We start from the raw sequence: 13,947 nt of genomic DNA on the forward strand, positions 1-13,947 counted from the left end.
AGCTGGGTTGAGGCCTTCAGGAGGAAGAACAGCGTTACCGTCGCGTTCGCCGAGGAGAGGGCCGAGCCCACCGTGCCCGCCGTCGCCGTCCAGACCGCCAGGCCCGCCCTGGTGAAGACCGACGGCCACGTCATCGCGGCGGGCGCCGGGGCCAGGAGTGCGGCGACACGGCGGGGAACGGGGCCCGCGCCGGCGATTCCGGCCAGCGTCGGTGACGGGGCCCCGTGAGAGACCAGCGCGGCCTTTCCGATGGCCCGGGCGACCAGCGTGCGGCTGCCGGTGGTCCGGGCCGCTTCCTCGTCGGCCCAGCGTTCCGTCGTGTACGCCACGGCCGCCTGTAAAGGCCGGAGTAAGGGATTCGCCCGCGCCGCCAGCCGTACCGCGAGCAGACTCCGGTGGTGACGTCCGGTCAGATGCGCTCGCTCGTGCGCGAACAGCGCCGTTCTCTCGGTCGAGTTGAGGCAGTCGAGCAGCGCACTGGAGACGACCACGCGCCCCGCTCGATCCCGCCCCCGCCCGCCGCCCGGCAGCGCGTACGCGTACGGCGCCTCGTCCGGCAGCACCACGAGCCGGCGCCCGGGCATCCCCTCCAGCGCGCTCCAGGCCCGCCGCCGTACGCGCCGGTGCCGCGACGCCGTGGCCGCGCACGCCGCCGCCACCGCGACCAGCGCCGCGATCGCCACCTTGCCGGCCACCTCGTCGTACGGCACGGCGTCCCGTACCTCCGCGTCCGACCAGCCGTCGGGCAGCGGATTGCCCGGCAGCTGGGCCGTCCCGACCACCACCAGCAGTCCCAGGCAGAGCGTGCTGCACACGGCCAGCACCACGGCCAGCAAGGTCAGGAAGCGCGTGGCCAGGCGGGGGTGGAGATGCTGCTCGGCCAGTCGCGCGACCGGCACCGCCGTGAGCGGCAGTACGAGCGGCAGAAAGACGAACACGCCCACGGGTCAGTCCTCCGCCTCGTCCTCGGTGGCGTGCAGCAGGTCCCGCAGCAGCCGCTCGTCGTCGTACGACAGGGCGGTGACGAACCGCGCGAGCACCGCCTCCCGGTCCGACTCCGCGTCCAGCACCCGGCGCATCCGCAGTGCGGCGAGCCCCGCGCCGTCGGAGGCGGCGCGCCACTCGAAGGAGCGGCCCGAACGCTCGCGGGTCACGGCGCTCTTGGCCTGGAGGCGGGTGAGGATCGTCATGACGGTGGTGTACGCGAGGGTCCCGCCGAGCCGCTCGCGTACCCAGCCCGCGTTCACCGGACCCGGCGCCTCGCGGAGCGCGGCCAGCACCTGTGACTCCAGTTCGCCCTGCCCCCGGCGCCGACGTTCGTCGGGACTCTCGTCCTCGGTCACACCGTCTCCCTCCGGCTCCGGAGCGGACAGCCCGCAGGCTTCGATCGCCCTCTCCCGCCAATCTCTACAGTCCTGTAGATTCTGGCGCAGATGGCGGATCCGTACCAGTGCGGGCCCGCTCCGGTGCGGGGCGTCGGACCGCGCCCCACGTGGCCTGGAGGTCCCGTTGCTTGGGCTTGGTGAGCTGGCGATCATCCTGATCGTCGTGATTCTGGTGCTCGGCGCCAAGAGGCTGCCGGACCTGGCCCGTTCGGCGGGCAAGTCGGCCCGGATCCTCAAGAGTGAGGTCCGCGCGATGAAGGCCGAGAACCCGTCCCCGACCCCGACCCCGGATCCCGTGACGGAGACGCCGTACCCCGTCCGTCCGGGCGAACCGACACGTGTCGAGCCGACCCGCGTCGAACCGACCCGCGTCGACGCTCAGCCGACGCACGTTCACCCCGCACCCGCGGCCCACACCGACCCCGAGGACCGTCAGCCCGGCCCCCGGCCCTCAACTCCCGGTCAGTGAAGGGTCACCGGACCTCTCTCCGCGTCGCCGCCTCGATGGAGAAGTTGGGCACGATCCGCTCCAGCCGCCCGGGCATGGCCCAGTTGGCCGGACCGATCAGATGCATCAGGGCCGGGACGAGCAGGCCCCTGATGACCAGTGCGTCCACGAGAACGGCGAAGCCCAGGCCGAATCCGAACTCCTTGAGGACATGGTCGTCGCTGATCAGGAACGAGCCGAAGACCAGGATCATGATGCCGGCCGCCGCCGCGACGATGCGTCCCGTCTTGCCCTGACCGTGCGTCACCGCCCAGTGGTTGTCGAGGACTTGGTCGGCGCGTGAGACGTCCCCGTCCCCGTTCTCCTTCCGGTCCCGGCGCCGAAGATGCCACTCCTCCTGCATCCGGCTGACGAGAAACACCTCGTAATCCATCGAGAGCCCGAAGAGGACCGAGAACAGCAGTACGGGGATGAAGGCGTCCACGGGCCCGGTGGCCGGGATGTTGAGGAGCGAGTCGCCCCAGCCCCAGGTGAACACGGCGTTCATCGCGCCGAGAGCCGCGGCGACGGACAGCAGGTTCATCACCGCCGCCACCAGCGGGATGAGCAGGCTGCGGAACACCGCCACCAGCAGCAGGAACGCCAGGACGACGACGACCGCGATGAACAGCGGCAGTTTCTCGCTCAGTACCCGTGAGAAGTCGATGTTGGCGGGTGTGACGCCGCCGACGTGGACGGGGGGACGGCCGGGGCCCTCCGCCTTCGGCGCCAGGTCGCGGATGTCGCTCACCAGAGAGACGGTCGCCTTCGCCCCCGGACCGGTGGCGGGGTAGAGGATCGCCAGCGCGACCTTGCCGTTCGGGGAGGTCGTCGGCGGTGTCACCGACACCACCCCCGGCTGCTTCGCCGCCGAGGCCAGGAAGGTGCTGAACGCCTGTGCGTCGCCGGGGGAGTTCACCTCGGTCACGAGTTGGAACGGTCCGTTGTAGCCGGGGCCGAACCCCCTGGAGAGAGCGGAGTACGCCTGGTGCGTGGTGGAGTCGTGAGGGTCGGTCGCGGCGCCCGACGTCCCGAGCCGCAGCGTGAACAGGGGCAGTTCGATCACCACGACGAGGGCCAGGGCGCCCGCGGCCACCAGCACCCGGCGCCTCTCGACGAACGTCCCCCAGCGCAGCCAGAATCCGGACGCGTCCTCGGCGACCGGGCCCTTCTGCGCGAGGGCGCGCCGTTCGCGCCGGGAGAGGGTCTTCGGGCCGAGGAAACCGAGCATGGCGGGCAGGAACGTCAGCGCGGTGGCCATGGTCAGCGCGACCGTGAGCGCGGAGGCGGCCGACACCCCGTACAGGTAGTCGACCCCGAGGGCGAACTGCCCGAGCAGCGCGATACAGACGGTGATCCCGGCGAACAGCACGGTCCGGCCCGACGTGTTGACCGCCAGGACCGTCGACTCCTCGTAGGAACGGCCGGCCTTCACCGAACCGCGGTGGCGGCTGATGATGAACAGACCGTAGTCGATGCCGACGCCGAGCCCGATGAGTACGGCGAGGTCGCTGGAGACGCTCGGGGTGTCCATGACGTGCGACAGCAGGCTGATGAGCGAGGTCCCGATGAACAGGGCGACGGCCGCGGTCACCAGCGGCATCAGCGAGGCGAACAGCGCCCCGCCGAAGACGATCAGCAGAATGACCAGCGCGGCGATCGCGCCCACCGCCACCGAGAGGCCGGGGCCGGCGCTCTCCTCGTTCTCGATCGACTGACCGCCCAGGGAGATACGGACGTCGGGCCCGTCCGCGGCCTTGGCGGTGTCGATCAGCTTCCGGGCGTCCGACTTCGTGACGTCGGCGGCCTTCATCTTCCAGTTCACGGCGGCGAACGCGACCGTGCCGTCCTTGCTGATCTGCGCCGCGCCCTGCGGGCTGTAGGGGCTGACGACCGACGCGATGCCGGGAATGGCCGCGACCTCGGTGAGGGCGGCGGTGACCGGCTGCTGGACCGAGTCCGAGCGGACGGTGGCTCCGCCCCTGGCCTCGATGACGATCTGGTCGCTCTCGCCGGACGCCGAGGGGAAGTTGTCCGTGAGGAGGTTCACCGCCGCCTGCGAGTCGGTGCCCGGCAGGCTCACACTCTCGTCGTACTTGCTGCCGATCGACTGGCTGAGGGCGACGGTGACGGCCAGGACCAGGAGCCAGAAGGCCACCACCGCGCGGCGGTGCAGGAAACACCAGTGAGCCAAACGAGACACGTTGTCTCCCCGCCGAGGTGTCGAGTAGCCGGACGTTACAGATGAGGATCTACTCGACGGGAAAGGCGCCGCGGCGAAACGTCACTCCAACGAGGGCGGGTCATTCGCCCGCGCGAGGCGGACCTCTGACGCCGCCCGGGGCCGGTCGCTCGGCCGGCCGGTCAACAGGTCCGTCCGACAGGCCCGTTCCTCCTGGCGCTCGTCGACGGACAGGCCCTAACGCGTCACGCGATGGCGGAGGTAGACGGCCCCGGAGCCGAAGGTGCGGGTCTCGACGAGTTCGAGATCCACTCGGCGCTCGCGGTGCGGAAAGTACGAGAGGCCCCCGCCGACCATCACCGGGTAGACCACGGTCCGGTACTCGTCGATCAGACCCGCCTCGGCCGCCTCGGCGGCCAGAGTCGCACCGCCGATCGCGATGTCGCCCTCCCCCGGTTCGGCGCGCAGCCGCTCGATCTCCTCCGCCAGGGTGCCGGAGGCCAGCCGGGCACTGCCTCGCACCGTCGACAAGGTGGTGGAGAACACCACCTTCGGGAGCGGATTCCAGACCGAGATCCACTCGCGCTGCGCGTCGTCGAGCGACGGATCCTCGGCGACGGTCTCCCAGTACAGCATCGTCTCGTACACCCGCCGTCCCAGCAGATGGACGCCGAGTTCCCGGGTCTGGTCGATCCAGAAGCGGAACACCTCATCGCTGGGCGCCGTCCAGTTGAAGTCGCCGTCCGGCCCGACGATGTAGCCGTCGAGTGAGACGCTCATCGAATAGGTCACGCTGCGCATCGGAAGTCCTCCTCGGTGACGGGTGTTCGACAGTACGACCGCCGGACGCCGCGGAAGTCATCGTGGCGCGCGGGATTCGGGGGCCGAGTCACCTCAGGAGCCGAGCCACCTCAGGAGGTCATCGGGGCCGGGTCGCGGCACAGTGCACACACGTACGGGCCGCGGGCCGTACCTCCAGCCGCTCCGGGGGAATCGCCCGGCCGCACACCTCGCACCGGCCGTAGTCACCGTGCTCCAGCCGTTCCAGCGCCTGGTCGAGACCGAGCAGTTGATCGCGTGCCTGCGCCAACAGGGAGGCGACATGCGCCCGCTCGAAGGCGGTACTCGACCCGTCGGGGTCGTGCTCGTCGTCCACCGCCACCAGGGCGTTCGCCTCGACGATCGCGTCGAAATCACGCTCCAGCGCCTCGATCCGCGCACACGTGTCCGCGCGCCGGGCGGACAGCCGGGCACGGACGCACTCATGGCCGTCGGGGGCCGCGAAACTCACAAAAGCGTCAACGCCGACCTCCGTCGACGCATTCCGGGCGCTCGAAGGCGAATTCCCGTGCCCGGTCACGGGGCCCGGTGTTACGGTCCGCGCCGCGTACAGAAGAGAGACGAGGGCCCTGTCCATGCCTGACCAGCATCCGTCCGCCCGCCCGACGGCCGACTGGATCCGTGCCCACTCCAGGGAGCTGACCGGCCTCGACGTCGAGGCGCCCCTCGACGATCTCGAACCGTTGCGGGAGATCATCGGCGACTCCCGTGTCGTCGGTCTTGGTGAGAACGCGCACTTCGTCGAGGAGTTCTCCTGGGCGCGTCAACGCGTGCTGCGCTTCCTCGCCGAGCGCTGCGGATTCACCGTCCTGGCCTTCGAGTTCGGCTTCAGCGAGGGCTTCGCCCTCGACCGGTGGGTCAGCGGCGGGGCCGGGGACGAAAAAGAGACGGAGGGCGACGACGGTCTCCTGGCGGCGCGGAAGGCCGCCGTGGAGTGGGGCTTCGCCGACTTCATGGCCTGGCTGCGCCGGTACAACCGCGCCGGCGGCCACCGGCTGCGGCTCGCGGGCCTCGACGTCCCCGCGGCCGGCGGGGCGTTGCGGCCCGCTCTCGATCCGGTGACCGGCTACCTCCGCGAGGTCGGCCCCGACGCGCTGCCGCTCCTGGAGAGGGCGCTGGAGATCAGTGACCGGTTCCTCGAAGGTGAGGGGACCAGTTCCGGTGCGGCGGCGGCCCCCGCCTGGGGCCGGCTCGAACCCGCCGAGCAGAACGAGTTGACCGCCACGCTGGCGCGCCTCCTGCTGCGGCTGCGCGCCGTCGAACCGCTGTACGTGGAACGCGGCGGACAGCGCGCCTTCGACATCGCCCGGCGCCGGGTGGAGGCCGCCTGCCACACCGATTACATGTTCCAGGCGATGAACGCGCTGCTGTCGGGCCGGGGCAGCGGCGCCGACCTGGCGGTACGGGAGATCTATCTGGCCGAGTCCGCGCGCTGGCACCTGGACCGGAGCGCACCGGGCACCCGTATCGTGCTCGCGGCCCACAACAACCACATCCAGAAGACGACGGTGGACTTCGGCGGCCCCTTCACCTCCCTGACCATGGGCGGGCATCTGCACCACGCGCTCGGCGGGGACTACCGCGCGATCGCCCTCACCCACACCGCGGACCATGTGCCCGAGATGTATCCCGACCCGGCCAGTGCGGTCGGCTTCACCCTCGCGGACGCCCGTCTTGAGGCGCCCGTCCCCGGCAGTGTCGAGGCGGCGCTCGTCGACGCGGGGCTCGGCGGGCGGATCACCCTGACCGGCCTCGGGCGGTCGCCGCGGGACGCGGCAGGGGCGCCACTGCTGAATCGGATCCGGTCGCAGAGCGCCACCGTCTCCTCCCCGCTTCCCCTGGCGTTCGACGCCGTGCTCTCGGTTCCCACCGTCACCCGAGTCGCCTCGGTGCCGTTCTGAGCCGTGTGCGGGCGGCGCCGGGCGGGCGGAAGGGACCGTGGACGACGACCGGCCGACGGGCCGGCCGTGTGCGCCCGTTGGTGCCCGTACCCACGTTGTCATGGCCCGTATGAGCCGTGTTCCGCGTCCGTTCACGATCAGAGCGCTCCGCTGGGCCCAAGCCTGGGCCCCTAGGCCCTGCGACTGGGTCCGGGCCCCTCCCTAGTCTCCGGAGATCTCCCGAGCGGGGAGGCCGGGAAAGCTGGATCGAGGAGTCCGGATGACAGGCACACGGTGCGCGCACACGGCTCCGCGGCGCGATGAACGCGGCCAGGGCGGTGTCGAGTACGTCGCCCTGATAGGCGTCGTCGCCGCGATCGTCGGTGCGATCCTGGCGCTGACCGTCCCCGACGACACGTCCGTCGCGCTGAAGGACGCGGTGTGCCGCATCGTCAACGCCGGTGACGGCGGCGAGGGTTGCGACTCGGGCGGCGACGGCGGCGACGGCGGAGGCGGCGGTGACGACGGCGGGCCCCTGCCCCCACCACCGCCGGGCGATCCCTTCCAGCCCGCGAAGTGCCTGCTCTCCCAGGACCAGACCAAGACCACGGTCGTCGTCCAGATCCTCTTCATCAAGATCAGCAGCTCCGAGCAGATCAAGCTCCAGCAGTGGTCGGACGGCACCGTCACCCTGGAACGTGTGACCGAGTCCGGAGGCGGGGTGACCGCGAGCATCTCGGCCGGTATCCCCGGGCTGAAGGAGTGGGGCGGCAGCGCCTCGCTGAGCGGCAGTTACATGAAGGGCAGCGGCAGCGGCGGTCAGTGGCTGTTCAACGGCAACAAGACCGGCGACTCGCAGAAGGACCTTGAGCTGAATCTGGAGGACGCGAAGCAGTTCACCGAGTACCTGAAGGCGCAGAGCAAGTGCAACTCGCGCCCGGCCGGACCTCGTTCGTCCGAACTCGGCGCGATCTGCGGCTACCACGCCGGCAAGAAGAAGCCCGATCTGCCGCCGGAGAAGGCCCCGGACGTCGACATCACCAAGACCAGCACCGAGGTCTCGGGCGGTGTGAGCTTCGGCAAGGGGTTCAAGAAGGGCAAGGGCGGCAAGGACAAGGACGGCAAGCCGACCGACCTCGGCAACATCTCGGGTGAGTTCGGCAGCGGCACCATGACCGAGGACGTCGTGGTCATGCGCGCCAACACGGGCCCCGACGCGGGGAAGATCACCTTCGTCTACACCTTCAGCGTCGACGCCAAGGGCGGTGAACTCGCCCAGGGCAAGGCCACCCGTATGCAGCAGGTCTCCGTGACGTACGACGCCGCCACCTTCGACCAGGAGGAGAAGGACGGCAAGGAGCACCGCCCGGAGAAGCTGGTCATCACCACCAGCCAGGAGAACGGCGAGGGCGCCGGAGTGCAGGTGGGTGCCGGTGCCAACGTTCCCGGTACGCCGGTGACGATCGACGTCGGCGGTGGTGGCGGCAACATCAAGTCGCAGATCCACACCGAGTCCGCCGAGGTCGCGCTGGACAACGACGCCGACAGCAAGCTGGTCGAGGACTGGCTGCGCGGCCGGGGCGACTTCCCCGCCAGTGACGTCCTGCCCACCCCCTCGGACGCCGCCGAGGTGCCGGGCAGCGACGCCGGACCGCTGGAGCGTCTGCTGCACGACAAGGGCAAGCTGTCGCGGCTCGACTACAACGCCAACACCGACTGGTGGAACGCCTCCCTCGGCATCGGCTTCGGCATCTCCGCCGGCCAGCTCACGGCCGGGTTCAAACTCTTCGGCATCGACATCACGCACGAGGAGAAGAACCAGACGATCACGGGTAACCCGTCGTACGCGACCGGCCCGAAGAACGGCGGCGCGCGTCCCTGGGTCGAGTGGACGAACTGCACCAAGACCAAGCCGATCACGTAGCCCGTCCCGGCCCCGGTACGCGCCGGCCGTTCCACCGACCGTTCCACTCCCCGTATATGACGGCACGTCAGCGGGGGTGGAACGGTTCCGGGCGTTCCGCACCCGCCGCGGTGTCTTGCCTGGTCAGGCCGGGTCTCCCCATGCTGGTGACCGTTCAGCCGACCACGATCATCAGCACTGCCGACGGGGAGCCCGACCATGACCACGAAGACCATCCGCACCGCCGTTGTGACCGCCGCGGTGACGGGTCTGACCCTCGCCTCACTCGCCACCGCCACCGCGGCCGGCCCGGCGCCGAAGTTCCTCTCCGCGGGACAGATGCCCGCAGCCAGCACCCCGTGGGTCGCCGACCCGGTGCAGCAGGGCCTGCCGGAGTACGGCTCCGTGTGCACCGCGGGAGTCGCCCCCGCGGCGGGCACCTCCTACCGGGACTTCCGTACCGACCTGGACACCAACGGCCGCCAGACCACTACCGTGGCCGCCACCGAGGCGAAGGCGAAGGCTCTGGCGACCAAGCTGAAGCAGCGGATCACCGGCTGCCTCGACCGGCTCGCCGTGGAGTACCCGGGCACGATCGGCGAGGCGTTCTACCACGGCGCGATCGCCGTCGAGGAGGGCGCCGACGTCTACAACGTCGACACCTCCCACCCCGAGACCGGCACCGCCGACGCCCGCCTGATCTCCGTGGGCCGCGACGGCCGCACCGTCACCGTCCTGGAGGTCGGCCACCTCGGCTGGACCCTCTCCGAAGAGATCGGCCCGTTCCGCAGCAGCACCCGCACCGCCGTCGCCAAGCTCTACTGATCACCCTGCGTGGTCGTTCGCCGACGCGCTGAGCTGTCGGCTGCCGGCCACATCCGCGCCCCGTCCGGCCACATCCGCGCCGGACGGGGCGCCCCGTCCGGCGCGGATGTGGCCGGACTGTATGGGCCTTAGTTTGGAAGGGGAGAAGGGGGCAGCGGGCAGGTCAGGAGCGATCATGCCGGACATCGACTACGCCGTTCTGTTCCAGGCGTTGCCCAGCCCTTACCTGATCCTCGACCCGCAGCTGGTGATCCTCGACGCCAATGTCGCCTATCAGCGTGTCGCGTCCCTCCGCCGGGACCAGCTACTCGGCCGCTACATCTTCGACGCGTTCCCCGACAACCCCCAGGACCCGGACGCGGACGGGGTCAGGAACCTCTCCGCCTCCTTCGCCCGCGTTCTGGCGAGCGGCGAGCCCGACACCATGGCGCTTCAGCGCTACGACGTCCGGGATCCGCGGCGGGCCGGCCGGTTCACGGAGCACTGGTGGTCACCGGTGAACACACCGGTGATCGACTCGGAGGGCACGGTGACGTACATCATCCACCGTGCCGAGGACGTCACCGCCTTCGTGCGCTCCCGTCGCTTCCGCAACCAGGGCGGCGGGGAGCTGACCCCGCGCGAGGAGGGCATGGAGGCCGAGCTGTACGCCCGCGCCCGCGAGCTGCAACGGCTGAACGAGGAGCTGCGGCTCGCCCACGGCCGGGAGCGGCAGGTCGCCGTCACGCTCCAGGAGGCGATGCTGCACTCGCCGGACCTGGCCCGCCATCCGAACATCGCCGTGCGCTACCTCCCCGCCATCGGCTCGCTGAACGTGTGCGGGGACTGGTACGACACGGTCGATCTCTCCGACTCCCGGTTCGCCGTCGCCGTGGGCGACGTGGTCGGCCACGGACTCCAGGCCGCCACCGTCATGGGCATGCTCCGCAGCGCGCTCTCGGCCGTCAGCCGTACCGTTCCCGGCCCCGCCCAGGCCCTGGAGATCCTCGGTCTGTACGCCCGCTCCCTCGACGGCGCCCTGGCCACCACCGCCGTCACCGCCATGGTGGACGCGCGCAGCCACCTCATCATGTACAGCAGCGCCGGCCATCCACCGCCGGTCCTACTGCACCGCAACGGCAGTTCCGAGCTTCTCGACAAGGCCACGGACCCACCCCTCGGAGCCCGCATCGAGCACGTACTCCGCCCGCAGGCCAGTGTCACCTACGAGGTCGGCGACACCCTCGTCCTCTACACCGACGGTCTGATCGAGCGCCGCGACGAGGACATCGACACCGGCGTGGCCCGCCTCACCTCCGCGCTCAGCACCTGCGCGGAGCTCAGCCCGGAGGTTCTGGCCGACACGCTCCTGGAACGCCTCCACCTCACGGCCGGATCCAGCGACGACATCGCGCTGGTCGTCATCCGCCTGTAACTCCACTGGCCGGGCCCGCAACCGGTGCCGGTTCCGTACCGGCCGCGACCTGGTTGACCGGACGACCGGTGCACCAGGCACACTTCAGGTATCGCACTATTCCGGCCATCAGAAGGATTAGGCATGATCACGCTGACGAAGGAAGACGGTCCCGCCGACCTGGACGGGGTGACGCACCTGTCCATCGGGGTGTCCTGGGACCCGACCGTGGGGAGCAGCGGGGGAGTCCTCGGCAAGCTCCGGCAGAAGGCCGGCACCGACCTCGACCTGATCGCGATCGCGGTGCAGGGCGCGGATCCCGTACGGCTGGCGGGGCTGGACTCCCTGGACCCGCTGGGCAACGGCTCGCTGCTGCACAGCGGCGACAACCAGACGGGAAAGGGGGACGGTGACGACGAGACCGTCACCGTCGAGTTCTCCCGTGTGCCGGGCAACATCACGTCGATCGTGTTCATAGCCGCCGCGTACAAGAAGCGCAGTTCCTTCCAGAACGCGCGCAACATCAGCTTCAAGGTGTACGACGCGACGGGCGGCAGCGTCCAGCAGGTCGCCGACATCTGGCCGAGTCTGCTCAGCAACGACAACGGGTGCCTCGTCGCCAAGGCGGTGCGTGAGGGTGCCGGCTGGAAGCTTCAGGTGATCAACGAGACGGGCAAGATCAAGCAGGGCGACGAGCAGGCCCTGATGCGTTTCGCCGTCAGCAGGTAACGGGCCGGCAGAAGCGCCGGCACCGGGGAGCGTCCCCTGAGCCGTAGCCCGGGGCCCACGGCTCAGGGCGCCCCCGCTTCCCGAGCCCGGTGGGAGGAGAAGTGGCGCGCGCTGGGTACGAGGGCGGCGGCGGCCGGTGCCGCGAAGCAGATCAGCGCGCAGACGGTGAGTACGGGGCGGGGGCCGAAGGTCTCGATCGCCGGGGCGATGAGCGCGAGGCCGACCGGCGCGAGACCGTACGACAGCATGAAGTCCAGCGAGGAGACCCGGGCGAGTTTGTCGGGTGCCACCTCGCGCTGGGTGGCGGTGAACCAGGGGACGTTGAAGAGTTCGATGCCGGCTCCCGCGACGGCGTACGCGGCGACGACGACCGCGGGGTGCACGGGGAAGAGCAGGCTCAGCGGTGCGAAGCCGTAGGCGGCCAGCCCGGCGAGTGCGGCCCAGCCCTGGGATGGCGGGCGCCAGCGGGCGATGAGCAGCGCGGCTGCGAGGGCTCCGGCGGTGTACGCGGTGGTGGCCGCGGCGAGGACCACGCCCGTTTCGTACCGGTCCCTGCTGACCAGGGGCAGCGCGACACCGGTGGCGGAGTAGCCCGTGGCGATGACGGCGGTGAGCGCGGCGAGCGTGGCGATGAACCACGGGTGCCTGCGCGCCTCGCGTACCCCGTCCGCGAACTCCGCCAGGAACGAAGGACGTTGAGGCGCGGGCACGGCGGCGGGCGCGCCGCCGGGGGCGCCGTTCGCGCCGCGACCGGGGGCGAGCGCCGCGAGGAGCCAGAGCGCGCCGATGCCCAGGAGCAGTGCCCCGGTGCCGAGAACGACCGCGAGCAGGGCGGTGAGGGCCGGGCCCGCGAGGGTGCTGACGCGGACGGAGAGCGTCATGGCAGCGTTGGCCTGCTGCCTGCGCCCGGCGTCGACGACTTCCGCCGTGAGCGCCTGGAACGCGGGCCGGCAGGCGCCCTGCCCGGCTCCGGCGAGGGCGGCGGCGAGCGCCATCAGGGCGATCGAGCGTCCCAGTCCGGCGGCCAGCAGCGGGGCGGAGGCCGCGGCCACCAGCCCTGACCACAGGACGACTCCGCGCCGGGAGTGCCGGTCCGCCAGCACGCCGCCCACGGGGACCGCCGCGAGGAATCCGACGGTGCGGGCGGCCAGGAGCAGGCCGAGGGCGGCGGGGGACAGTGTCCGGTCGAGCACGGCGAGGCCGAGAACGAACGGCAGCGCCCAGGTGGCGAGCCCCGAAGCGGTGGCGCCCGACCACAGCCGCAGGAAGGCGGTGTCCCGCAGCACGGAACGCGCGGGCGGCGGGGCGGACTTGGCGATCTCTGTCGTGCGGGGTGCGGTCGGCACGGTGTGACGCTCCTGACATCGGGGGCCGGCTGATACGGCTCCGCCACCGTCAAGTGCCCGTGGTGCGGGGCCCCGTGACGTGCGGGACGGGCCTCGCGAGGTGCGGGACGGCGGCGGAGTACGGAACGGCGTGGCCGCCCGCGGCTGTTCAAGGGTAGCAAGATGAAAATGATTATCGTTATAGTTCTGTCCGGCTCGCCCTTCCCCGCCCGGGGCCTGGCCATATCTGTCCCCTCTCGCACCGGAGGACCCGATGGACGCGACAGCGACCGGACCCGCACTGCTGGAACAACTCCCGCCGCCTCTCCCCGCAGCGCGGATCATCGCGCTCAACCGGCCGAGGACCGACCCGCACACCACCCGCGCCTACACCTGGGAGGGCTGGGACTTCGAGGCCCCGCCGGGCGTCTTCCTGCCGGGCGCGACCAGCCGGATGATCCACGAGCGGCTGCTGGACGGCCGGATCGAGGTGCGCGGGCGCCGATACGGGGCCATGGGCGCCGGGTTGGGGGTCGAGGCCGTCGCCGCCGGTGTCCGCGGGGCCCGGGAGATCTACGCGATGGACGTCCACGCCGAGAGCGTGGACACCACCGCCCGCCACTACCGGCGGCTGGTCGGCGCCCGCGAGGGCACCGCCTTCGTCCCCGTGGTGGGCGACATGTTCGACGGCCTGGCCCCGGACGTACGACTGGACGTCATCACGTTCAACCCGCCTGCGGTCAGCCGGCGAGTCAGCGACGACCCGGCCGTGGTGCGCAACGTCTGCGCGGGGGCGCCCCTCGTGGCGCGGTTCTTCACCCGGATCCGCGACCGGGATCTGCTCGCCGACGGCGGCGAGGTCTTCCTCGTCGTCTCCAACACCGCCGATCTGCGCACGATCGTGGGCGACGCCCTGGACCTTGGATTCACCGCGGAGATCGACCATCTGCACGACTGGCGGGACGGCGTCCTGACCTTCCTGTTCCGGCTGACGCGGG

At 71.1% G+C, this 13,947-nt stretch carries 13 protein-coding genes; 7 read left to right on the forward strand and 6 right to left on the reverse strand.

What is annotated here, in order from left to right:
* Nucleotides 1-944: M56 family metallopeptidase (locus tag GXP76_RS27995; protein ID WP_242574400.1), on the reverse strand; the 944-nt coding region annotated here is incomplete at its 3' end.
* 3 nt (nt 945-947) lie between these two features.
* Nucleotides 948-1,343, reverse strand: coding sequence for a BlaI/MecI/CopY family transcriptional regulator (locus tag GXP76_RS28000; RefSeq protein ID WP_242574401.1), 396 nt, complete (start codon nt 1,341-1,343; stop codon nt 948-950).
* Nucleotides 1,344-1,509: 166 nt separating this feature from the next.
* On the opposite strand from GXP76_RS28000, the gene tatA reads away from it, so the two are divergent.
* Nucleotides 1,510-1,854, forward strand: a complete 345-nt coding sequence (tatA, locus tag GXP76_RS28005) for a Sec-independent protein translocase subunit TatA (RefSeq protein ID WP_242574402.1) — start codon at nt 1,510-1,512, stop codon at nt 1,852-1,854.
* Nucleotides 1,855-1,858: 4 nt separating this feature from the next.
* Here tatA and GXP76_RS28010 read toward each other — a convergent pair whose 3' ends face one another.
* The 3 genes from GXP76_RS28010 to GXP76_RS28020 form a co-directional block, all read right to left on the reverse strand.
* Complete coding sequence (locus GXP76_RS28010; protein WP_242574403.1) at nt 1,859-4,066, reverse strand: MMPL family transporter; 2,208 nt, start codon at nt 4,064-4,066, stop codon at nt 1,859-1,861.
* A 225-nt stretch (nt 4,067-4,291) separates the two neighbouring features.
* Entirely contained in the window at nt 4,292-4,855 is a 564-nt protein-coding gene (locus GXP76_RS28015) for a dihydrofolate reductase family protein (RefSeq protein WP_242574404.1), read from the reverse strand.
* Between the two features lie 118 nt (nt 4,856-4,973).
* Nucleotides 4,974-5,345, reverse strand: coding sequence for a TraR/DksA C4-type zinc finger protein (locus GXP76_RS28020; RefSeq protein WP_242574405.1), 372 nt, complete (start codon nt 5,343-5,345; stop codon nt 4,974-4,976).
* Between the two features lie 124 nt (nt 5,346-5,469).
* Here GXP76_RS28020 and GXP76_RS28025 point away from each other — a divergent pair, with 124 nt between their 5' ends.
* The 5 genes from GXP76_RS28025 to GXP76_RS28045 all read left to right on the forward strand — a co-directional run bounded on the left by GXP76_RS28025 (nt 5,470) and on the right by GXP76_RS28045 (nt 11,624).
* On the forward strand, nt 5,470-6,795 hold the full coding sequence (locus GXP76_RS28025) for an erythromycin esterase family protein (protein ID WP_242574406.1): 1,326 nt from the start codon (nt 5,470-5,472) through the stop codon (nt 6,793-6,795).
* Nucleotides 6,796-7,054: 259 nt separating this feature from the next.
* Complete coding sequence (locus GXP76_RS28030; protein WP_242574407.1) at nt 7,055-8,698, forward strand: hypothetical protein; 1,644 nt, start codon at nt 7,055-7,057, stop codon at nt 8,696-8,698.
* A gap of 198 nt (nt 8,699-8,896) precedes the next feature.
* Nucleotides 8,897-9,502 (forward strand): hypothetical protein, encoded by a 606-nt coding sequence (locus tag GXP76_RS28035; RefSeq protein WP_242574408.1) that lies wholly within the window; start codon nt 8,897-8,899, stop codon nt 9,500-9,502.
* 172 nt (nt 9,503-9,674) lie between these two features.
* Nucleotides 9,675-10,916, forward strand: a complete 1,242-nt coding sequence (locus GXP76_RS28040; RefSeq protein ID WP_242574411.1) for a PP2C family protein-serine/threonine phosphatase — start codon at nt 9,675-9,677, stop codon at nt 10,914-10,916.
* Between the two features lie 123 nt (nt 10,917-11,039).
* A complete protein-coding gene (locus tag GXP76_RS28045) occupies nt 11,040-11,624 on the forward strand; it encodes a TerD family protein (RefSeq protein WP_242574409.1) in 585 nt (194 codons plus the stop codon).
* Nucleotides 11,625-11,686: 62 nt separating this feature from the next.
* Here the strand turns inward: GXP76_RS28045 and GXP76_RS28050 are convergent, their stop codons facing one another.
* A complete protein-coding gene (locus tag GXP76_RS28050; protein WP_374362854.1) occupies nt 11,687-12,970 on the reverse strand; it encodes an MFS transporter in 1,284 nt (427 codons plus the stop codon).
* Nucleotides 12,971-13,223: 253 nt separating this feature from the next.
* Between GXP76_RS28050 and GXP76_RS28055 the strand changes: the two genes are divergently transcribed.
* The coding region (locus GXP76_RS28055) for a methyltransferase (protein WP_242574410.1) at nt 13,224-13,947 on the forward strand (724 nt) is incomplete at its 3' end.

The sequence above is a fragment of the Streptomyces sp. NP-1717 genome (assembly GCF_022695985.1).
In the GTDB taxonomy this organism is placed as follows: Bacteria; Actinomycetota; Actinomycetes; order Streptomycetales; family Streptomycetaceae; genus Streptomyces.

Coding starts and splice junctions, on each gene's coding strand:
- GXP76_RS28045 (WP_242574409.1), top strand. CDS start 11,040: ATGATCACGCTGACGAAGGAAGACGGTCCCGCCGACCTGGACGGGGTG.
- GXP76_RS28030 (WP_242574407.1), top strand. CDS start 7,055: ATGACAGGCACACGGTGCGCGCACACGGCTCCGCGGCGCGATGAACGC.
- GXP76_RS28035 (WP_242574408.1), top strand. CDS start 8,897: ATGACCACGAAGACCATCCGCACCGCCGTTGTGACCGCCGCGGTGACG.
- GXP76_RS28025 (WP_242574406.1), top strand. CDS start 5,470: ATGCCTGACCAGCATCCGTCCGCCCGCCCGACGGCCGACTGGATCCGT.
- GXP76_RS28015 (WP_242574404.1), bottom strand. CDS start 4,855: ATGCGCAGCGTGACCTATTCGATGAGCGTCTCACTCGACGGCTACATC.